This window comes from Nonomuraea sp. CA-218870 (assembly GCF_050936535.1).
Classification (GTDB): Bacteria; Actinomycetota; Actinomycetes; order Streptosporangiales; family Streptosporangiaceae; genus Nonomuraea; species Nonomuraea corallina.
On sequence record NZ_JBNJMN010000001.1, the window covers coordinates 3,007,995 to 3,027,658 of the forward strand.

Here is a 19,664-nt window from a genome sequence, read left to right on the forward strand (position 1 = left end):
CGGGGTTTAGCGGACGGGACAGCGGATAGGGTAGAAGGATTGGTCCTGGCCTTCAGCAGTGAGGGGACGCGACCGGTACCTACATCGGAGCTGAACATCGACCCCGACCTGTTCGCCCTCTCCCTCCCGACGGCCTTCTCGCGGCTGTCCATCATCACGACCCCCGGCGCACAGCCGGGAAGCCTCACGATCAGAGCCTGCGGAGAGGTCGAGACCCTCACCGCCGCCGCACTGCGGCACGCCGTCGTCGACGGCCTGCGCCGCCACCAGCCCGCCCGCATCGACCTCGACCTGTCCGCCGTCACCTTCTTCGACGCGCGCGGGGTCAGCACCCTGCTGATGAGCCGGCAGGACGCCGAGCGGCTGCGGTGCCGGCTCGCCGTCGTCGACGCCAGCCGGATCGTCCGCCGCGTCCTCGACATCGTGGGGCTGCTGGAGTGGTCCGGTCTCCCGTCCTCCTACGTGCCCGCGCCGCGCGCCGCGTCGCCGGCCGGCTGACCGGTCCTGCGCCCGGCGAGTTCCCCGGTGTCCACCAGGTGCCGGGCGATGTCGGCCAGCTTGGTGTTGGTCTGCTGGCTGGCGCTGACCAGTAACGTGAACGCCTGGTCGGCGGTGAGCCGGTGACGCTCCATGAGGATGCCCTTGGCCTGGCCGATGAGGTCGCGCATGGCGACGGCCAGGGTCAGGTGCTCCTCCTGCTGGGCGCCGGACACGGCGACCGCGGCGTGCGCGGCGAACAGCAGGCCCACGTGCTCGGACTCGTCGCCGAAGGCGTCCGGGCGGCCGGCGTAGAGGTTGAGCGCGCCCAGGTTGTCCTCATGGACGTACAGCTGGAACGACAGCATGCTCCTCACACCGAGCCCCCGCGCCTTCTCGACGAACGCGGGCCAGCGACGCTCGGACCTCATGTCGGACACCCGCACCGTGCGTTGCTGATAGATGGCGTCCAAGCATGGGCCCTGGCCGGTCTCGTACTGGGCGCGGTCCGCCTCCCGGACCACCTCGCCGGTGGCGGCCTTGGTCTCCACCATTCTGCGCCGCCGCACGACGGTCACTCCCGCGTGCTCGGCGCCCGCGATCGTGTCGACCCCCGCCCGCACGATGGCGTCCAGCGTCTCCTGGACACCGTCTCCCTCCCGCAGGCGGCGGGCGAGCTCGCTCAGCTTGACGGCCAGGTAGTCGGCGGTCGCCTGACCCCGGTAGTCCGCGGACGGCCGCCCGCGCTCGCCCCTGTGCTCACTGTCCTCCGGCATCCCGTACCGCCTCCCATCGCGTACGCCCCCTACCCCGGAGAACCGATCTAGTACGCCGCCGGCTCCGACGTCATCGGCAGACCGCGGGCCCGGTGAGGGCGGGAGGACGCCCGGGTGTCACGGTGGTCAGGCCTACCGCGGACCGGATTGTGGAGGCGGACGCCGCGGCGACTCCGGCCGCTGCGCCGTCAGGAGGTGTTCAGCCGCTGACACGCCCATCAAGGCGGGGCTGATCTCTCTGCGCCACTTTCACCTTATAGCAGATCCGCGCCCCTCATGAGGCGCCGAAAAGTACCCCATACTTGCCCGTTGCGAACCGGTCCCGATAACGATGGGAGCAACGGACCTTGGGCTACGTGCTGGATTTCGAGCGGATCGACTCGGCGGACGTCGCGGACGCAGGCGGCAAGGGGGCGCATCTCGGCGAGCTGTCACGCCTCGACGGCGTCCGGGTGCCCGACGGGTTCTGCGTCACGACGGACGCCTTCGAACGGGTCGTGGGGCCGGCCATCGACGCCCGGCTGGACCTGCTGGCGCGGGCGGAGCCGGACGACCACGCGGCTATCCGCGCCCTGAGCGCCGACGTCCGCCGCGTCGTCGAAGGTCTCACGATGCCGGCCGACCTCGCGGCGGAGATCGGCGCGGCGCTCGCCCGGCTCGGGGAGGGGGCCCCGTACGCGGTGCGGTCGAGCGCCACGGCCGAGGACCTGCCGGCCGCGTCCTTCGCCGGCCAGCAGGACTCGTACCTGAACGTCGTGGGCCGGGAGGAGATCCTGCGGCACGTCCGGCGGTGCTGGGCCTCCCTGTTCACCGAGCGGGCCGTGACCTACCGCCGCCGTAACGGCTTCGACGAGCGCGAGGTGCGCATGGCCGTCGTCGTCCAGCGGATGGTGTTCCCGGACGCGGCCGGGATCCTCTTCACGGCCGACCCTGTGACCTCGAACCGCAAGATCGCCACCGTGGAGGCCGGCTGGGGGCTCGGCGAGGCGCTCGTCTCCGGCCTGGTCCCCGGCGACGTCTACACGGTGCGCGACGACCGGATCGTCAGCACGGCGGTCGCCGCCAAGCCGCGGCTCGTCCAGGCGTCGCCGGAGGGCGGCACCCGGGAGGCGCCGGTCGACCCGGGCCGGCAGAGCCTGCCGGCTCTCACCGACGCGCAGGTCCTGCGCCTGGTGCGGCTGGGCCGGCGCATCGAGGCGCACTTCGGCCGGCCTCAGGACATCGAGTGGTGCCTGACCGGCGACGACTTCCACATCGTGCAGAGCCGGCCGATCACCACGCTGTTCCCCGTCCCGGAGGCCGGTGACCGGGAGAACCACGTCTACGTCTCCGTCGGCCACCAGCAGATGATGACCGACGCGATGAAGCCGCTGGGACTGTCGGTGTGGCAGGCGACCACTCCGCGGCCGATGTACGAGGCGGGCGGGCGGCTGTTCGTCGACGTGGCCCCCGAACTGGCGACCCCGGCGGGCCGCACGCGCATCCTGGAGACCTTCGGCAAGGCCGACCCGCTCGTCCGGGACGCGCTGACGACCGTGCTGGAGCGCGAGGACTTCCTGCCGGCGCCCGCCGACGAGCCCGTCGCACCCGCCGCCGCACCTGCCGGTGGCCCGCCCGCCCCGATCGAGGCCGATCCGGGCGTCGTCACCGAACTGATCCGGCGCAACCGGGAGTCCGTCGCCACCCTGCGGCGCGAGATCCGGGACCTGTCCGGGCCGGCGCTGGTCGACTTCGTCCTGGCCGACCTCGCGGAGCTGAGGCGCCTCCTGTTCGAGCCGCGCGGCGCCCAAGTGATCATGGCGGGGATGGAGGCGGCCTCGTGGCTCAACGACCGCCTCGCGACCTGGCTGGGCGAGAAGAACCCAGCCGACGCGCTCACGCGGTCCGTCCCCCACAACGTCACGTCGGAGATGGGGCTGGCGCTGCTCGACGTCGCGGACGCGATCCGGCCGCACGCGGACGTCGTGACGTTCCTGCGCCGCGTCGCGGACGAAGGCCGTGAGGGCGACGGCTTCCTGGACGAGCTGGCCGGGCTGGCCGGCGGGCGGGAGGCGGGCGACGCCATCAGGGGCTACCTCGACGCGTACGGCATGCGCTGCGCGGGCGAGATCGACATCACCAGGACGCGCTGGAGCGAGAACCCCGCCATGCTCCTGCCCGCCATCCTCGGCAACGTCGAGAACTTCGAGCCCGGGGCCGCGGCGCGGCACTTCGACCGCGGGCTCCAGGAGGCGCGGCGGAAGGAACAGGACGTGCTGGCGCGGCTGCGCGCCCTGCCCGGCGGGGAGCGGAAGGCCGAGGAGACCAAGCGGATGATCGACCGCGTCCGCGCCTTCGCCGGATACCGCGAGTACCCCAAGTACGGCATGGTCAGCCGCTACTTCGCCTACAAGCAGGCGCTGCTGCGGGAAGCCGATCGCCTCGTCCGGTCCGGCGTCCTGAGCGAGCGGGACGACCTGTTCTTCCTCCGGCTGAAGGAGGTGCGCGAGGTCGTGCGCACCGGGGAGGCGGCCGCCGCGCTCATCCGGGAGAGGCGGCAGGCGTTCCGGTCGTACGAGGCGCTCACCCCGCCCCGGGTCCTCACGTCGGACGGCGAGGCGCTCAACGGCCGGCACCGGCGCGCCGACGCCCCGCCCGGCGCGCTGCCCGGCCTCCCGGTCTCGGCCGGGACCGTCGAGGGCCGGGCCCGGGTCGTCATGGACATGGCGCGGGCCGACGTCGAGGCGGGCGACATCCTGGTCACCGCCTTCACCGACCCGAGCTGGACCCCGCTGTTCGTCGCGGTGGCCGGGCTGGTCACGGAGGTGGGCGGTCTCATGACGCACGGGGCGGTGATCGCGCGGGAGTACGGCCTGCCCGCCGTCGTGGGGGTGGAGCGGGCCACCCGGCTGATCCGGGACGGGCAGCGGATCCGCGTGCACGGGACCGACGGGTACGTGGAGATCCTCGGCTGAACGCCGAATCCTCCCGGCCGCCGGGCCGGGAGGACGGTCCCCGGTCAGTCGGTGATGGGGGTGGGGTCGTAGCCGCGCCAGCCGTCGTTGCGGCGCAGGAACAGGCCGGACAGGAAGCTCAGCAGCCCCCCGGTCATCGTGCGCCCGGTGATGGTGGACACGTCGCGCGCGGGGTCGTGCTCGACGAAGTCGATCGCGGCGACCTTGGGGTGCTGGCCGAGCGCGAACAGCGCCTCGTACAGATCGAGCGGGTGCAGGCCCTCCGGCGAGGCGCCGCCCGTGCCGGGGGCGTAGCCGAGTTCGAGCACGTCGATGTCGACCGTCACGTAGATCGCGTCGGTGCCGTCGCCGGCGATCGCCAGGGACTGCTCCACCGCCGCGTCGATGCCGCCCCTGCGCACCTGGCGGCCGGTGATGATGGTGCCGCCGTGCCCCTCGACCCACCGCTTGTAGTAGCTGGCGTTCATGAAGCCGTGGATGCCGAGCTGCACCAGGTTCTTGCCCGAGAAGGGGAGGCCGGATTCGAGGAGCTGCCGGATGGGGGTGCCGTTGGTCGGGCCGTGGTCCATGACCCGTACGTCGTTGTGCGCGTCGAAGTGGATGAGGCCGAGCTTCTGCCCGGGGTGGGTGCGGGCGAAGGCGCGGGCGGCCGGCGCCGTGATGGCGTGGTCCCCGCCGACCAGCACCAGGAACGAGTCGCCGCTGGCCCGCCAGAGCGCGGACATGGTGTCCTCGATCTGCGCCAGCCCCTTCTCCTGGTTCAGGATCGGAATGGCGATGTCGCCGAGGTCCCGCGCGGTCATCGAGGTGATGTCGACGTCGAAGTCGGGGCTGTAGGTGGTGAAGGACGGCGTCGACAGGCGCAGCGCGTCCGGGGCCGCGAAGCAGCTCGTGGGCAGGATCGACGTCGACGACAGGCCCACGCCCACCAGGCCGACGTCGAAGGACGAGGCGAAGTCCCACGGGCGCAGCCAGTTCCACACCCGGGGCTCGAAGCGGTCCTCGAACTTGCCGTTGAGCACGACGCCGGGCTCCTTGAGGTGCGTCACCCCGTGGTCGCGCAGCCACTCCTCGCGTGCGGTCATCATCGTCTCCTTCCTGGCCCGGGCTACAGGACCCGGCGCAGGAACGCCTGGGTCCGTTCGTGGCTCGGGCGTTCCAAGATCTCGGATGGGCTGCCCTGTTCGACGAGCCGCCCCTGGTCCATGAACACCACGCGGTCGGCGGCCTCGCGGGCGAACCCCATCTCATGGGTCACCACGATCATGGTCATGCCGTCCTTGGCCAGGTCGGCCATCACGGAGAGCACGTCGCCCACCAGCTCCGGGTCCAGCGCCGACGTGGGCTCGTCGAAGAGCATCAGGCGCGGGCGCATGGCCAGCGCGCGGGCGATCGCCACCCGCTGCTGCTGGCCGCCGGAGAGCTGCCTCGGGTACGCCGACTCCTTGTCGGCGAGACCGACCCGGGCCAGCAGTTCGCGCCCCGCGGCCTCGGCCTCGCGCTGCTTGGCCTTGCCGAGCCGTACCGGCGCCTCGACGACGTTGCCGAGCACGGTCATGTGGGGGAAGAGGTTGAACTGCTGGAAGACCATGCCGATCTGCTCACGCTTGCGGCAGATCTCGCGGTCCTTCAGCTCGTAGACCTTGTCGCCCTTGCGGCGGTAGCCGACGAGCTCGCCTTCCACCTCGATCCAGCCGCCGTCCACCTTCTCCAGGTGGTTGACGCAGCGCAGCAGCGTCGACTTGCCCGAGCCGGACGGCCCGATCAGGCAGACGACCTCGCCGGGCCACACCTCCAGGTTGATGCCGCGCAGCACCTCCAGCCGGCCGAAGGACTTGCGGACGCCGCGGATGCGGACCGCGGGGGCGTCCGACGGGGTTCGGGGCGTGGTCATGGGCGTGGTCATGGGCGTTCCCTCCTCGTGATCGCCCGCCTGTCATGGACCCGGAGGTGGCGCCGCAGCCCGCCGAGGAAGGCCTCGGGGTTGCGCTGGTCGCGGGACATCCTGCGTTCCAGGTAGGCCTGGCCGACGGTGAGCACGCTGGTCACGATGAGGTACCAGATGCTGGCCACCAGCAGCAGCGGGATCGTCTCGTACGTCCGCGAGTAGATGACCTGCGCCGAGTAGAGCAGCTCCGGCATCGCGATGACGCTGATCAGGGAGGTGTACTTCAGCATCGAGATGGTCTCGTTGCCGGTGGGCGGCAGGATGACGCGGATCGCCTGGGGCAGCACGACCCGCCGCATGATGACCGACCGGCGCAGGCCGAGCGCCTGGGCGGCCTCGGTCTGGCCGTGGTCGACGGACTTGATGCCGCCGCGGACGATCTCGGCCATGTACGCGGCCTCGTTGAGCGACAGCCCGACGATGGCCACCACCGCCGGCGTCAGGATGTCGTTGGCCGGGATCTCGAAGAACTGGGGGCCGAACGGCACGCCGACGGTCAGCACGGGGTAGAGCGCCGAGATGTTGAACAGGAAGATCAACTGGACCAGGAGCGGGGTGCCGCGGAAGAACCACGTGTAGAGGTTCGCGCCGCCCTGCAGCACCGGGTTGGGCGACAGCCGCATCAGCGCGATGACGATGCCGAGGACCACCGCGATCGTCATGGACACCGCTGTCAGCCAGAGCGTGGTCCACAGGCCGGACAGGATCGCCGAGGAGAAGAAGTACTCCCCGACGACGTCCCACTGGAACCGCTCGTTGGTGACGAGGGAGGAGACGACCGCCGCCGCCACGACGAGCACGACGGCCGAGGCGACCCAGCGGCCGGGGTGCCGCAGGGGCACGGCGCGCACATCGTCGCCGTGTCCCCGCGGGTCCGTGCCGCCGTCGCCCTGGAGGGTCATACGGTCAGCTGCGGGCATCGTTCACAGTGATCTTGGTGAGTGCGCCGTGGGCGACGCCGTACTTCTCCAGGATCTTGGTGTAGGCGCCGTCGTCGACGAGCTTCTGCAGGGCCTTCTGCAGGACCGGGACGAGCTTGCTGCCCTTGGGCAGGGCCATGCCCACCGGGGCCTCGTTGATCGGCTTGCCCACCTGCTTGATCTTGGAGTCGGGCTTGGCCTCCAGGTAGGCGTTCTGCAGGCTGTCGCCGCACAGCGCCTCGATGCGGCCGCTGGTGACGGCCAGCATGCCCTGCTGGAGCTGCTGGAACACCTGGAGCTTGACGGCCGGCTTGCCCTCCTGCTCGCACTTGGTGCTCTGCTCCGACAGGTACATCTCCTCGGCGCTGCCCCGGACCACGCCGATGGTCCGGCCGCAGCTGGTCTCCAGCGTCAGGTCCTCGATGTCGCTGTCGGTCGGGACGACGAAGCCGGAGGAGTCGATGATGAAGTCGACGAAGTCCACCTGCTCCTGGCGCTTCTTGTTGTCCAGCATCGCGGAGATCGTCACGTCGTAACGGCCCGCCGCCAGCCCGGGGATCAAGCTGTCGAAGCTGGTGTTCTGCAGGTCGATCTTGGTGCCCAGGACGTCACCCAGCGCCTCGGCCAGGTCGATGTCGAGCCCGGCGGGCTTGCCGTCCTCCTCGACGGCCCACGGCATGCCGATCGTCAGGTCGGTCGCGCCCTTGATCTCGCCGGTGAACCCGGCCGCCTTGAGCTCCTCGGCGAGCGCGGGATCGGCGCTGGCCCAGGTCCCGGCGGGCTTGGCCGTGTTCTGGTCCGCGGGGGCCCCGGCGTCGCCGGAGCCGCCGCCGTTGCCGCCGCACGCGGTCAGGGCGAGCGTGACGGTCAGAGCCAGGCCGAACAGTTTCGTACGCTTCATCGTCCGCCCCTACCTGGAAACCGACAGTGGAACGGAGAGCGCCCGCGTGGGCGGGATCCAGGAGAGAGCAGTCATGGGGGACCTCCAAGCAGGGGTGGAATAGCGGGAATCCTCGCAGAACGACCTGCGGCTATCTGCCGACAGATGTTGCACGTCAGGACGTGGGAGACGACATTTGTCAACGCGGCCGCTGTCAACGCGGCCGCTGTCACGCGGCCGTCGTCACGCGGCCGTCGTCAGGCCTCGTCGTCTAACGCGGTGGTGGCGCCGGCCTGGTCCACGCCGCCGGGGCGCCGGAACCTCAGCAGGCGTGCGAGTTTCAGTTCCAGGTGGGCGACGAGCCGGTCGTGGCCGTTGCCCAGGTCGAGGCCGGTGAGCTCCTCGATGCGGCGCAGCCGCCCGTACAGCGAAGCCCGGTGCAGGTGGAGCTGCTGGGCCGAGCGCGCCACGTCCCCCGCGTTGTCGAGGAAGACCTCCAGGGTCTCGGCCAGCGGGGCGCCCTCGTGCTCGCGTTCGATCAGCAGGCGGATCCCGGGGTGCAGGCCGATCTCCTTCGGCTCGTCGTCGACGAGCCGCGCGATGCGCGCGTACACGCCGAGGCCGGTGTGGTGCACGGTCTGTCCGATGGTGCCCAGGGAGGCGGCGACCTGGGCGGCGCGCAGCGCCTCCCGGTAGGAGGTGACCAGGTCGCTGAGCTGGTAGGCGTTGCCGATGCCCGCCCAGACGGTGAACGGACCCGTCGCCGACAGGGCCAGCTGGACCTTCTCGCGGGCGGTCTCGGCGAGTTTCCTGTCCAGGGTGTGCCGGGGCGTCGCCCGGTCGTCCGGCCTGGCCACCACCAGCAGCCCGTGGTTCTGCCGGACCAGGCTGAGGCTCTGCCGGAGGGGAAGCGTCATCCGCACCGACTCCAGGGCCGCCGACAGCTTCGTCCGCTCCGCCTCGCCGAGCACCGCCCCGGCCTCGGAGAACGGCAGGAACACGGCGACGGCGGCGGGCCACTCGTGGCGGAAGATGTCCGCGTCGACGATGCGCTCGACCGCGCGGAAGCGGGCCCTGGCGCTGCCGGACAGCAACTGGATGAGGCTCTCCCGCTCGCTGAGGCTGCGCAGCTCGTCGATGTGGCGCTGACGCTGGAACACCTCGGCGACGCTCTCGGCGGCCGCCTCGATCTGCCGCCGCTGCGGCTCGCCCAGCTCGGGGTCGTCGACCTGGACCCAGATGTACGCCACGGCCTTGCCGCCGACGCGGACGACCCCGCCCCAGCGGGGGCAGGTCATCCCGATCGAGGGGTTGGCGGGCAGCAGGAAGGCGCTTCTGCGTTCGGGCGCCCGGTGCGCGGCGACCCAGCGCAGGATGTCGGGGCTGGCGTGCCGGCGCAGGATGGACTGCTCGCGCGCGGGGTCGTTGCCGCTGGGGTGGTAGGTGTAGACGTACTGGCGGAGCTGGGTGTCGTCGATCGCCACCGGCCGGTCGAGGGCGGCCCCCAACCGGTCGGCGATGCGCTGAAGCGCGGCAATCATGCCGTCATGATATGGTGCGTTTCCCCCTAAATAGGACAAATGGGTTTGACGTGCGCTCAGCCCAGACGGTCGAACTCCTCGGGCGTGGGGTCGTCCTCGGTGAGCAGCCCCGGCACGGTGAAGCGGAACCTGCAGACCTGGTCGCCGCGCGACTTCACCGACGTCCACCGCACCTCGGTGTCCGGGTTGTAGCCCTGGAACAGCCCGCGATGGTTGGAGGAGTCGAACAGGTAGCCCAGCCGCAGCCCCTCCTCGCCCTCCGACGACCAGATCTCCGCCAGCGGGCAGTAGGTGCAGTCGAGGTAGTACGCCCCGTCGCTGATGTGCTGGCGCTCCTTGAAGACGAAGACCGCCTCGCTCGGGTCGCGCTCCTGCAGGCCGTCGGTGCTGCCGAAGTTGGCCATGGTCAGCGGCTTGCCGAGCGCGAGGATGCGGTCGCGGATGGCCTCGCCCCGGTCGGCGCCGAACCGGTACGCCGCCTGCCGGACCGTCTCCTCGCCGGAGGCGTCGTAGGCCCGCACCAGCTCCCGCGACACGTACATCTGCATCGCCGCGAGCAGGCCGGTGGTACGGCGGGTCACCTCGATCAGCCGGAACGGGTCCGCCGCGAGGGCGCCGAGCCGGGGGGCGCGCTGCGCGGGGTCGGTGCCCGTGACGCGCAGGCGCCAGGGGGCCGCGGCGGCGTCGTCGGCTTCGAGGACCACCCCGGCGCCGTAGCCCGCCGAGATGCCGGCGCACAGCTCCGGCCAGTAGAGGCGCAGGGCCGACAGCGCGGCGGCCTCGCCGATCAGCTCGCTCAGGTAGGCGAGACCGGGAACCCGCGGCAGGGTCAGCACGACGGCCGGACCCTCGGTGGTGACCGTGAGGTCGCCCTCGGCCGCGGCCAGCTCCCATTCGCCGCTGTCCCAGTGTTCGAGCAGCGCGGCGGGGTCGCGGCCGGTGACGAACGCGGCGGGCTGGTCGCGCATGGCCGTGCCGCGGAAGACGCCTTCCTGGCGGACGCCCCGGGCGATCGCCGCCATTCCCGCGGCCCCGTGCCGGCTCTCCACCGCCTGGTGGAACACCTTCAGCATCAGCCAGTGGTAGTCCTGGAAGGAGCGCAGCGACGCCAGGGACGACGCTCCCCCCTCGTCCGCCCCGGTCGCAGTGATCTCTTCAGCGGTCATCGCGGGCCACCGTCCTCTGCTCGTTCGTACACGCGGCGGCCTGACTGCCACGTCTCGGTCACCCGGCCCCGCAGGCCGGAAAGATCGGTCAGTTCGCCCTCCAGCAGCACCAGGTCCGCGGTCAGGCCCGGCGCGACCCGGCCGATCCGGTCCTGCAGGCCGAGCAGTTCCGCGGCCCGCGAGGTGGCCGCGGCCCACACCGCGTACGGGTGCAGCCCGCACTCCGCGAGCAGGGGGAGCTCGCGCAGGTTGTCGCCGTGCGGGCCGATGCCGGTGTCGGTGCCGAGCGCGACGTTGACGCCGGCCTCGATGGCCCGGGTGACGGCCTCCCGGTGCACGGACGCGACCTCCAGCGCCTTGTCGAGCACGGCGGGCTCGTGCAGCTCGCCGCGTTCGGCCGCCTCGATGACCGACATCGGCGCGATGAGCGTGGGCACCAGCCAGGTGCCGCGCTCCAGCATGAGCTCGATGGCCTCGTCGTCGAGGAAGATGCCGTGCTCGATGGAGCGGACCCCGGCGCGCACGGCGTTCTTGATGCCCTCTGCGCCCTGGGCGTGCGCCATCACGTGCACGTGCGCGGCGTCGGCCTCGGCGACCAGGGCGGCGAGCTCGTCCGGGCGGAAGTGCGCGTGGCGCGGGTCGTCGGAAGGCGACAGCACGCCGCCCGTGGTGGCCACCTTGATGACGTCCGCGCCGGCCCGCAGCATGGTACGGACCGTCCTGCGCATCTCGTCGGGACCGTCGGCGATCCCCGAGGGCACGCCCGGGTGCTCGGGGAACAGGGCCAGGTCCAGGCCGCAGCTCAGGTGGCCGTCGTTGTGCCCGCCGGTCTGACTGATCATGTTGACCGCGATCAGCGCGCGCGGGCCCTCGATCAGCCCGCGCGCCAGGGCCTGCTTGAGCCCGAGGTCGGCGCCGGCCGCGTCGCGCACGGTCGTGATGCCGGTCTCCAGCGTCTTGCGGCAGTTGACGACCGCCTGGAAGAAGTGCAGGGAGAACGGGTTGGAGACGCGGTTGACCAGGTTGATGTCGGAGAGCGTCAGGTGAACGTGCGTGTCGATCAGGCCCGGCAGGATGATCCTGCCGGTCGCGTCCACCACGCGGGCGCCGTCGCTCGCGGTGAGTCCGGCGCCGACCGCGGCGATCACACCGTCCTCGACGAGCACGTCCGCGTGCTCGGGAGCGGCGCCCGTGCCGTCGAAGACCCGGCCGCCGGTGAAGAGGATGCCGGCCATCAGACGTGGAACCCCCGGCGCGGACCCGTCTCCAGCGGCCGGCGCGGCGGCGTGGAGTAGACCGGCTCCAGCGGCTCCCACGCCCAGGTGCCGTCGCACGCGTCGAGCGTGTAGAACCAGTACATGCGCAGCTCGGAGTCGGCGGTGTCGATGCCGTGCGGCGCCCACGCCGGCACGTAGACGGTGTCGCCGGGCGCCACCTCGTAGGCGTCGTCGCCGACGTAGATGGTCGCGGTGCCCTCCAGCACGTGATAGATCTCCGCCGGGGCGTGGCGGTGGATGGTGTAGTGCAGGTGCGGGTCGACGCCCGCCGTGCCGATCACGAACTCCTTGGTGCCGGTCGCCGGTTCGAGCAGGTAGCGGCAGCGCAGCCGCATCCCCTTCGACGGCTCGACCGGCACCCACGTGATCATGTCCTCGGCGACCGCCCACCGGTCGAACAGGCCGGAGGACGGCGCCGTGTTCGGGTTCACGCCCGCTTCCAGCGCGGTGTCGGGCAGCAGCCGCGAGGTCACGGTCTTGTCGTGGCCGCCGGTGGCGTAGGCGACGAAGAACCGCGCGGGCCCGGTGCCGATGTTGGCCAGGGAGTGCGCCTCGCCGGGCGGGAAGTAGGCCGCGCCGGGGGCCGACAGCTCCACCGAACCGCCCGGACGCCAGAGCCGCAGCGTCCCCTCGGCGAGGAAGATCGCTTCCGCGTGCCCGTTGCTGTGCGTCGGCACGACCTGACCGGGCGCGATCGTGACCTCGCCGAAGGTGATGTCCGCGTCGGCGCCGAGCGTGTCGGGCAGCAGCCCGAGCACCTGCGCGTCACGGAACTCGGGCAGTTGATGAAGGTTGTCCCCGGAGACCGAGGCGGCTGACCGCGGAAAGTGCATCGAAGCGGGCAACAAAAGCTCCCATTGCGACAGTTATCGGGCATATAACCCATTTGCGCCGACATGCTAGGCCGGGAGCGCCATCATGGGGACTGGGTATTCGTCGTGAGGATCCGGCACGTGGCCCAACATCTGTCGAGCCCGCCCATGGGCCGGACCGGTCAGAGGTCCTCGACGGACCTCGCGACGACACCGCCCGCCCGCAGGGGGATGCGACGGCCGCTGATCTCACGCAGGGGCAGCCGTACGAACACCGGCTCGCTCATCGCGGCCCACGGAGCCCCGATGAACCGCTCCAGGCGGCGGACCTCCTCCGGGTCGGCGACGACCTGGGCACGGCCGCTCACGACCACGCTCCAGCCCACGCGCAGGGCGGGCTCCACGTCGTCGGCCTCGAAGGTCAGCGGCGCGCCGTGCTCGATCGCGGCGAGCTTGCCGCCCCGATCGGTCCTGAACGCGAGGCCGTCGCCGTCCAGCACGAAGTTCACCGGGACGATCCTCAGGTCGTCGTCGGCGGTCATCCAGGCGACGCGGCCGATGACGACCGTCGCCAGCAAGGCCAGGCAGGTGTCACGGTCCAGGGTCTGGACACGACCGGCAGCCCGCTGCTCCATGTGTCCCAGTTTCTCATGGCGGCCGGCGGCCCTCCCGGGAACGGGCCTCGACGGCGGCCTGCTCGTCCGGGCGGCGGCTGAAGGCCGCCTCCGCCGAGCCAGGCGAACATGGTGACGGTGATCGCCCCCATGATGGCGAGGGTGTTCGCGGCGTTGTCTTGACGCGGCGGGCGGCTATGAGGGGTGCGCCGTCCCGCCGGCCGGGGGAGAGGACCGATGCGGGTCGGCGTGGATGTGCGTGCGCATCCCCTGCGGGTCGAACAGGATCAGGAGCTCGACCACGCCGCCGTCGGCGCTGCCCAGCCAGTGCGGCAGGGACGTGTCGAACTCCGCCGCCTCGCCGGCCGGTAGCGTCAGGTCGCGCTCGCCGAGGACGAGCCGCAGGCGCCCGTTGAGCACATACAGCCATTCGAAGCCGTCGTGGGTCTTCAGGGCCGGCGCCCGTGGTTCCGGCTGCGCGGGGATGATCATCTTGAACGCCTGCACGCCGCCCGGCCGCCGGGACAGCGGCACGAAGGTCATCCCGAACCTCCGGATCGGCGTGAGATGGATCCGGGGGTCGCCGGTGCGCGGGGCGCCCACCAGGTCGTCCAGCGGCACGTTGTAGGTGCGCGCCAATGGCAGCAGCAGCTCAAGGGTCGCCCGGCGCTGCCCGCTCTCCAGCCGGGACAGGGTGCTCTCCGAGACGCCGGTCGTCGTCGCGAGGTCGGCGAGGGTGATGCCGCGGTGGCGGCGCAGCGCGCGGAGCCGCGGCCCCACGGCGTCGAGCACCTCGTTCAGTTCGTGGTCCACGACCATCACCTTGCCATAACCGCAACTTTTCGTGCCATATTCGGTGTTCCTGGCGAGACTGGGCGGACACCGACGAAAAAGGAGTCGAGATGAACGCCACCGACGCGGTCACCTTCTGGGACGGCGTTTACGCGGCCCGGCCGCCCGCCACCGACCCGCGGCCGAACGCCCGGCTCACCGAAACGGTCGCGGACCTGCCGCCCGGCGACGCGCTGGATCTCGGATGCGGCGACGGCGGTGACGCCCTGTGGCTCGCCGGCCGGGGCTGGCGCGTCACCGCCGCCGACCTCTCCGCCGTGGCGGTCGAGCGACTCACGGCCCTCGCCCGCGCGCGCGGCCTGGGCGACCGCGTCACCGCCGTACGGCACGACCTGCGCGGTCCCTTCCCGTACGGCGCGTTCGACCTGATCAGCGCCCACTACCTGCACACCCCGTTCGACCTGGACAGGGCGGCCGTCCTGCGCTCGGCCGCGCACGGGCTGCGCCGCGACGGGCGGCTGCTGGTCGTCGACCACGGCTCGACCGCGCCGTGGTCGTGGAACCAGGACCCCGGCGTCCGGCACCCGAGTCCGCGTGAGGTCGCCGCGGACCTCCACCTGGACGCGGCGACCTGGACGGTCGAGCGGGCCGACGCGCCCCGCAGGATCGCCACCGGACCGGACGGGCGCACCGCCGAAGTCACCGACCACGTCCTCCTCATCCGCCGCGTCACCTGACCGCAGGAGCAGCCACACCATGCCCGCCACCACGCCTCACCCCGCGCCCGACACCACGACCGACACCACGCCCGACACCACGCCCGACACCGCGCCCGACACCACGACCGACACCAGGCGGCGTCGCCGCGACACCCCGCCGCCGCGGACCGGGGGTGGCGAGGCCGAGGTCCTGCGCGGCTTCCTCGACTACCTCAGGGCCTCGGCCGCCGCGAAGGTCGACGGCGCCCCGGAACAGGCGGCGCGAACGGCCGCGGTGCCCTCGGGCACCAGCCTGCTCGGCCTGCTCAACCATCTGACCTTCGTCGAACGCTGGATCTTCCTCGGCGAGGACGTGCCCGACTGGCAGGCGACGTTCGTGGCCGCCCCGGCCGACAGCGTGGCCGGCGTCGTCACCCGCTACCGCCAGACGGTCGAACAGGTCAACGACGTTCTCGACGGGTGCGCCGATCTCGCCGCGCCGGTTCCCCGGCCACGGCCGGGCCGCCCCGCCCCCAGCCTCCGGTGGGCGCTCACCCACATGATCGAGGAGACCGCCCGCCACGCGGGCCACGCCGACATCCTGCGCGAACTGATCGACGGCACCACCGGCCGCTGACCCCCGCCCTCCAGGGTGGGAACCCTCAAGATCACCGCAGCGCCCGCGCCCCGCTCGCCCTCCCGGGGGCCGACCATCACCCCGCCCCCGTTGACTTTGTCGCAAGCTATGACTCACTATGATGAGACAAAGCTTGCGACAAAGGAGGCGCTATGTCCCGTGACCCGTCGCCGGACTCCGGTCCGCCGGCGCGTGCGGCCGAGCTGCGGCTGGCGAGCGAGTGGCTCGCCCAGCACGACCTGGCCGGCGCCCGCCCGACCCCGCTGCTGGCCGGTCGGCTGGCGGTCCGCAGGCGCGCCCGCCTCGCCGCCCACGTCCTCCTGACCGTGCTGATCCTGGCGAGCACGCTCGCCGCGACCTCCGCCTTCGGCGGGGTGACGACGTCCCGCCCCCTCGTGGCCCTTGCCGCTCTGGTGGCCGGTCTGCTGCTCGCCCAGTCGCTGCTCGACCGGTGGGTGCGGCGCGTCGACCGGCGGGCGGGCGCGACGCTGTCCCGCAGGGCCGCCCACCTGATCCAGCCCGGCTGGCGGGCCGTGCTCGGCCGGCCGTTCGCCGTCTTCGCGGCGGCCACGTTCGCCGGCGGTATGGCGCTGGCCGGGAGCGCCCTCACCGTTCCCGACCCGGCGGTGCGGCAGTCGGCCGTCGTCCTGCTCATCGGCCTGCTCGGCGTGACGGCCGTCATCGCCCTGCAACTGCGCCACCTGATCAGGCATCCGGTCGTGGCGGAGGACGCCGAGTCGCTGACCGCCGACGTCATCATGCGGGTCGAGGACGCCCGCGACCTCACCGTGCCGAGCGTGCAGTGGTCGCTGCCCGTCCTGATGCTCTTCGGCGTCGCGCCCGGCTGGTGGAGCGCCGCCGCGGTCGCGTACCTGCTCGCGGCGCTGGCCGCGGGCATCGTGCTGCACGCCAGGACGCCGCCGAGCGCGACGGTGGCCCGGCGGGTCGTGGCCCTGCGATGATCGTCATCGACGCGGCGTCGCCGGTGCCGCCGTTCGAGCAACTGCGGGCCCAGCTCGCCCGGCAGATCCAGGACCGCACGCTGACCGTGGGCGCCCGGCTGCCGACCATCCGCAACCTCGCGGCCGACCTGGGCCTGGCCGTCAACACGGTCGGCCGGGCCTACCGGGAGCTGGAGGAGGCCGGGCTGATCGAGACGCGGGGGCGGGCGGGCTCGTACGTGTCGGCCGCGGGCGAGGCGGGCCGGGAGCGGGCCCGCCAGGCCGCCGCCGACTACGCGGCCGTGATCGCCGGCGTCGGCATCGACGCGGACGAGGCGATCCGCATCGTACGGGCGGCTCTGACCTCGGGCACGTGACCCCGGCCCGTGACCCCGGCATGTGGTTCCAGGGGTCACGGGCGCCGAAGCTGGTCGCCGCGCGCTCTGACTCGGCCTGTCGAGGCGGGAGCGGTCCAGAAGTCACAATCGGGTGACGGGCCGGGACAGGATCGCCGTGGGACCGCATGCTTCGGGCGGGGGCCGACATGAGGAGAAAAAATGGGGCGATTCGCGGTATCGATCGCGACCGCGGTGGCGGTCTTACTCACAGCTCTGTCAACCGGCACGTCCCACGCGGACGCGCCTGAGCCGCGCGACGACTATGCGGGGTTCAGCCCTGGACTGCGAGCGCTGCTGGAGGACGTCCGCGACGGCAGCCTGAACGAGCAGGCGTTCGTCAACCACGGGTACGCGAAGCTCGGCTGGCAGGGCAACCCGCCACAGCGCTATCGCGACGACAGCATCACCGAGCAGGAGCGGTCCGTCCTCGGGCTCGCCATCGACAGCGTCATGGAGCGGCTTCCGCACTCCGTACGCAACGGCATCCGCAACCGCATCGCCAACCACGCCTTCGACGAGGACAAGCCGAGGGAGCAGGCGCGTCCGGTGCCGGAAGGGTGGGCCGGGACGGGCGAAGGCATCGAGGCGACGCAGCGGGGAGAGGCTGAGACGCTGGCCGTGCCGCCGATCCAGTGCGGTCAGAGCCTGCGCGCGGGGGCCATCGGGACGTTCAGCTGCCGGCACCTCACCGCGAACTTCGAGCTCTGGTACAACCTCGACGGCCCGCGCCCGGTCAAGGGGTACGACGGCGCGGTCCCCCACTTCCGTGAGGGCTTACCCGACGACGGCATCCCCAACTACATCCAGCGGGCCGCCGTCTCCTTCGAGATGGCGCTGGACACCTACAGCGCTCTCGGCTACCGGCGGCCGGGCACCGACAAGATCCTGGTGGTGTTCGGTCCCGAGGGGGCGGGCCCGAAGGACGGGTTCACGCCGCCGACCGACCTCCTCGGCCGCAGTTCGATCTTCATGGGCCACGAGGCGGACGAGTGGTCGACCGCCAGGCACGAGGTGTTCCACGTCATCCAGTACGCCTACAAGCCGCCGAGGTCCGTCGCGAACATCCCGGGCAACCTGATCCCGCTGCAGGCGTGGATGGAGTCGACGGCGGAGTGGGCGACCCATCAGGCGGTCAAGGACGACCCCTTCATGCCGTCCACCGGCGTGCGCTACGCCTATGCCTCGGCCATCGGCGAGTTCCTCGGCCGCCCCCACCAGTCGATCACCCATTGGGACGGACTGGCCAAGGGGCGGCAGTACGGCGGGTTCATCTTCGCGGAGTTCCTGGAGGAACGCTTCGGCGCCGTGGCCATCCGCAGGATCTGGGAGCGCATCGACACCTCCGAGGACGCCGACCCCGGCCTCGTGATCACCGCCGTGGTGGCCGAGCTCGGCAGTGACATCGTGCATGAGATGATCGACTACGGCATCGCGACCTACCAGCTCTGCGGGCAGGCCAGAGGCGGCCCCTCGCCCGGGGCCGTCTGGCACATGACCGACCCGGACATCCCCGCCTGGTGTGACCGGCTCGACAAGGACAACAGGACCAAAGCCGCCGACCCGTTCCCCCGCGTCCCCCGTCCCGCCCGTGACGTGCACCGGCTCAGCGGCGACGGCAAGGCCTCCGGCGACATCGTGCTGGAGGAGGGAGGCAGCGCGTACGTGGACATCATGGTGCCGGGCCCCACCTCCGCGGGCGCCTGGAAGACCTGGATCGTCGACATCAAGGCGAAGGTCGAGGAGCAGGCAGGCAGCGTACAGCTGACGCCGATCCTCTGGGGCGAGTTCCCCGCCAGAGCCGCCCCCGACCAGGGCAGCACCCCGATCCCCGACGCCCACCACCGCTTCACCATGGGCCCGTGCGCGAGCCAGGTCCAGGCGCTCACCCTCGTCTTCACCCATTTCAGGGCCGACCTCGTCGACCACAGGCAGCCGAACGCGAAGATCCACTGGGAGACCGCCTTCGACGGCATCGAAGCGGCCGGCATCTCCAACGGAACCGTCGCGCTCGGCGTCAACAAGTACGGCACCCTGCACGAGCAGGGCTGCGCCCCGTCCTCGGGCGAGGGCACGACCGCGATCGGCCTGCGCTACCTGCCCACCGGCGGCGAGGGGCTGGCGCACGTCGACCAGGACGAGGAGTGCAGGTGTGAGGGCTGGGGCCTGAACGTCTCGCACCCCGGCGGGGTCCCCGCCTACTCCGGGTGGGCCCGCGGCCCCTGGGTCTCCGGCGCGCCCGGGATCGCCCACCCGGTCAGACCGGTGAGCTTCGTGTCCACCGACACGAGCGCGGTGTCCGTGTCCACCATCGAAAGCCCGTACGGGAACACCATCCTCGAACAGGAGTTCAGCCCTTCGCCGGTCAAGGAGCTCTACCAGGTCAAGGTGACGGTGCGCACCACGGGCGAGGCCGCCGACCTGCCCCATGTCACCCTGCGCAGGGTGATGAACTGGAACGCCGACCCCACGCCGCGCCAGGAGTACGTGACGGTACGGGCAGGCGACCCGCAGGTGGAGTACTCCAGCGACGACGGACTGGCCTCCGCCGACCCGCAGGCGGGCCGTACCAAGATCCGGGAGGACGGCGAGTTCACCGACGCCGGGCCCTATGACCAGGGCGCCCTGTTCGACCTGGCGATCCCGATGAGCCACGACCCCGTCGAGGGTCTCGTCGGGCGGGTCACCCTCTACTACGGCGCCGCCCCCGACCAGCCCTCCGCCTACGCGGCCCTCGACCGGCTCGGCATCAGGACCTGGTCCATCGCCAAGCCGGTGACCTCCGGCGATCCCGGAACGCCGAACACGTACCTGTTCGGCTTCAAGCCCTGACCGC

At 71.9% G+C, this 19,664-nt stretch carries 18 protein-coding genes; 7 read left to right on the plus strand and 11 right to left on the minus strand.

The genetic code is table 11. The annotated features are described in order from the left end of the window. Nucleotides 1-39 precede the first annotated feature (39 nt). The gene (locus tag ACQEUU_RS14650) at nt 40-498 is read left to right on the plus strand and encodes an STAS domain-containing protein (protein ID WP_433065670.1); all 459 of its coding nucleotides are present in this window, start codon (nt 40-42) and stop codon (nt 496-498) included. On the opposite strand, the gene ACQEUU_RS14655 is transcribed toward ACQEUU_RS14650, so the two are convergent. Continuing rightward, nucleotides 459-1,253, minus strand: a complete 795-nt coding sequence (locus ACQEUU_RS14655) for a GAF and ANTAR domain-containing protein (protein WP_433065672.1) — start codon at nt 1,251-1,253, stop codon at nt 459-461. The genes ACQEUU_RS14650 and ACQEUU_RS14655 overlap by 40 nt on opposite strands. Nucleotides 1,254-1,609: 356 nt before the next feature. Between ACQEUU_RS14655 and rph the strand changes: the two genes are divergently transcribed. Next, nucleotides 1,610-4,207 carry a rifamycin-inactivating phosphotransferase gene (gene rph / locus ACQEUU_RS14660; protein WP_433065675.1) on the plus strand — a complete coding sequence of 866 codons (2,598 nt, stop codon included), beginning with the start codon at nt 1,610-1,612 and terminating at the stop codon, nt 4,205-4,207. A 44-nt stretch (nt 4,208-4,251) separates the two neighbouring features. Here the strand turns inward: rph and ACQEUU_RS14665 are convergent, their stop codons facing one another. The 10 genes from ACQEUU_RS14665 to ACQEUU_RS14710 form a co-directional block, all read right to left on the minus strand. Next, nucleotides 4,252-5,292, minus strand: coding sequence for an agmatinase family protein (locus tag ACQEUU_RS14665; protein WP_270156942.1), 1,041 nt, complete (start codon nt 5,290-5,292; stop codon nt 4,252-4,254). A gap of 23 nt (nt 5,293-5,315) precedes the next feature. Continuing rightward, nucleotides 5,316-6,113: an amino acid ABC transporter ATP-binding protein gene (locus tag ACQEUU_RS14670; protein ID WP_433065678.1), complete on the minus strand. Its 798-nt coding sequence runs from the start codon at nt 6,111-6,113 to the stop codon at nt 5,316-5,318. Continuing rightward, nucleotides 6,110-7,057: an amino acid ABC transporter permease gene (locus tag ACQEUU_RS14675; RefSeq protein WP_433065681.1), complete on the minus strand. Its 948-nt coding sequence runs from the start codon at nt 7,055-7,057 to the stop codon at nt 6,110-6,112. Before ACQEUU_RS14675 ends, ACQEUU_RS14670 begins: the two co-directional genes overlap by 4 nt. A gap of 4 nt (nt 7,058-7,061) precedes the next feature. Further along, nucleotides 7,062-7,976, minus strand: coding sequence for an ABC transporter substrate-binding protein (locus tag ACQEUU_RS14680; protein WP_433065684.1), 915 nt, complete (start codon nt 7,974-7,976; stop codon nt 7,062-7,064). A 236-nt stretch (nt 7,977-8,212) separates the two neighbouring features. After that, a complete protein-coding gene (locus tag ACQEUU_RS14685) occupies nt 8,213-9,496 on the minus strand; it encodes a PucR family transcriptional regulator (protein ID WP_433065686.1) in 1,284 nt (427 codons plus the stop codon). 56 nt (nt 9,497-9,552) lie between these two features. After that, nucleotides 9,553-10,662 carry an L-2-amino-thiazoline-4-carboxylic acid hydrolase gene (locus ACQEUU_RS14690; protein ID WP_433065689.1) on the minus strand — a complete coding sequence of 370 codons (1,110 nt, stop codon included), beginning with the start codon at nt 10,660-10,662 and terminating at the stop codon, nt 9,553-9,555. Next, nucleotides 10,659-11,897, minus strand: coding sequence for an amidohydrolase family protein (locus ACQEUU_RS14695; protein WP_433065692.1), 1,239 nt, complete (start codon nt 11,895-11,897; stop codon nt 10,659-10,661). The genes ACQEUU_RS14690 and ACQEUU_RS14695 overlap by 4 nt, the downstream gene beginning before the upstream one ends. Next, nucleotides 11,897-12,772, minus strand: coding sequence for a dimethylsulfonioproprionate lyase family protein (locus ACQEUU_RS14700; RefSeq protein ID WP_433065695.1), 876 nt, complete (start codon nt 12,770-12,772; stop codon nt 11,897-11,899). The genes ACQEUU_RS14695 and ACQEUU_RS14700 overlap by 1 nt, the downstream gene beginning before the upstream one ends. A gap of 161 nt (nt 12,773-12,933) precedes the next feature. Then, nucleotides 12,934-13,386, minus strand: a complete 453-nt coding sequence (locus ACQEUU_RS14705; protein ID WP_433065697.1) for a pyridoxamine 5'-phosphate oxidase family protein — start codon at nt 13,384-13,386, stop codon at nt 12,934-12,936. Between the two features lie 174 nt (nt 13,387-13,560). Next, nucleotides 13,561-14,178, minus strand: a complete 618-nt coding sequence (locus tag ACQEUU_RS14710) for a helix-turn-helix domain-containing protein (protein ID WP_433065700.1) — start codon at nt 14,176-14,178, stop codon at nt 13,561-13,563. Nucleotides 14,179-14,267: 89 nt separating this feature from the next. On the opposite strand from ACQEUU_RS14710, the gene ACQEUU_RS14715 reads away from it, so the two are divergent. The 5 genes from ACQEUU_RS14715 (at nt 14,268) to ACQEUU_RS14735 (ending at nt 19,660) form a co-directional block, all read left to right on the plus strand. Next, nucleotides 14,268-14,894 carry an SAM-dependent methyltransferase gene (locus tag ACQEUU_RS14715; RefSeq protein WP_433065703.1) on the plus strand — a complete coding sequence of 209 codons (627 nt, stop codon included), beginning with the start codon at nt 14,268-14,270 and terminating at the stop codon, nt 14,892-14,894. Nucleotides 14,895-14,913: 19 nt separating this feature from the next. After that, entirely contained in the window at nt 14,914-15,492 is a 579-nt protein-coding gene (locus tag ACQEUU_RS14720) for a DinB family protein (RefSeq protein ID WP_433065705.1), read from the plus strand. A gap of 152 nt (nt 15,493-15,644) precedes the next feature. Beyond that, entirely contained in the window at nt 15,645-16,454 is an 810-nt protein-coding gene (locus ACQEUU_RS14725; protein WP_433065708.1) for a hypothetical protein, read from the plus strand. Further along, a complete protein-coding gene (locus ACQEUU_RS14730) occupies nt 16,451-16,810 on the plus strand; it encodes a GntR family transcriptional regulator (RefSeq protein ID WP_433065711.1) in 360 nt (119 codons plus the stop codon). The genes ACQEUU_RS14725 and ACQEUU_RS14730 overlap by 4 nt, the downstream gene beginning before the upstream one ends. Before the next feature lie 180 nt (nt 16,811-16,990). Then, the gene (locus ACQEUU_RS14735; RefSeq protein ID WP_433065714.1) at nt 16,991-19,660 is read left to right on the plus strand and encodes a hypothetical protein; all 2,670 of its coding nucleotides are present in this window, start codon (nt 16,991-16,993) and stop codon (nt 19,658-19,660) included. Nucleotides 19,661-19,664: the final 4 nt, after the last annotated feature.

Excerpts from the sequence above, each read along its gene's own strand:
- ACQEUU_RS14655 (WP_433065672.1), bottom strand. The coding sequence starts at position 1,253 with ATGCCGGAGGACAGTGAGCACAGGGGCGAGCGCGGGCGGCCGTCCGCG.
- ACQEUU_RS14665 (WP_270156942.1), bottom strand. The coding sequence starts at position 5,292 with ATGACCGCACGCGAGGAGTGGCTGCGCGACCACGGGGTGACGCACCTC.
- ACQEUU_RS14670 (WP_433065678.1), bottom strand. The coding sequence starts at position 6,113 with ATGACCACGCCCATGACCACGCCCCGAACCCCGTCGGACGCCCCCGCG.
- ACQEUU_RS14675 (WP_433065681.1), bottom strand. The coding sequence starts at position 7,057 with ATGACCCTCCAGGGCGACGGCGGCACGGACCCGCGGGGACACGGCGAC.
- ACQEUU_RS14680 (WP_433065684.1), bottom strand. The coding sequence starts at position 7,976 with ATGAAGCGTACGAAACTGTTCGGCCTGGCTCTGACCGTCACGCTCGCC.
- ACQEUU_RS14685 (WP_433065686.1), bottom strand. The coding sequence starts at position 9,496 with ATGATTGCCGCGCTTCAGCGCATCGCCGACCGGTTGGGGGCCGCCCTC.
- ACQEUU_RS14690 (WP_433065689.1), bottom strand. The coding sequence starts at position 10,662 with ATGACCGCTGAAGAGATCACTGCGACCGGGGCGGACGAGGGGGGAGCG.
- ACQEUU_RS14695 (WP_433065692.1), bottom strand. The coding sequence starts at position 11,897 with ATGGCCGGCATCCTCTTCACCGGCGGCCGGGTCTTCGACGGCACGGGC.
- ACQEUU_RS14700 (WP_433065695.1), bottom strand. The coding sequence starts at position 12,772 with ATGCACTTTCCGCGGTCAGCCGCCTCGGTCTCCGGGGACAACCTTCAT.
- ACQEUU_RS14705 (WP_433065697.1), bottom strand. The coding sequence starts at position 13,386 with ATGGAGCAGCGGGCTGCCGGTCGTGTCCAGACCCTGGACCGTGACACC.
- ACQEUU_RS14715 (WP_433065703.1), top strand. The coding sequence starts at position 14,268 with ATGAACGCCACCGACGCGGTCACCTTCTGGGACGGCGTTTACGCGGCC.
- ACQEUU_RS14720 (WP_433065705.1), top strand. The coding sequence starts at position 14,914 with ATGCCCGCCACCACGCCTCACCCCGCGCCCGACACCACGACCGACACC.
- ACQEUU_RS14725 (WP_433065708.1), top strand. The coding sequence starts at position 15,645 with ATGTCCCGTGACCCGTCGCCGGACTCCGGTCCGCCGGCGCGTGCGGCC.
- ACQEUU_RS14730 (WP_433065711.1), top strand. The coding sequence starts at position 16,451 with ATGATCGTCATCGACGCGGCGTCGCCGGTGCCGCCGTTCGAGCAACTG.
- ACQEUU_RS14735 (WP_433065714.1), top strand. The coding sequence starts at position 16,991 with ATGGGGCGATTCGCGGTATCGATCGCGACCGCGGTGGCGGTCTTACTC.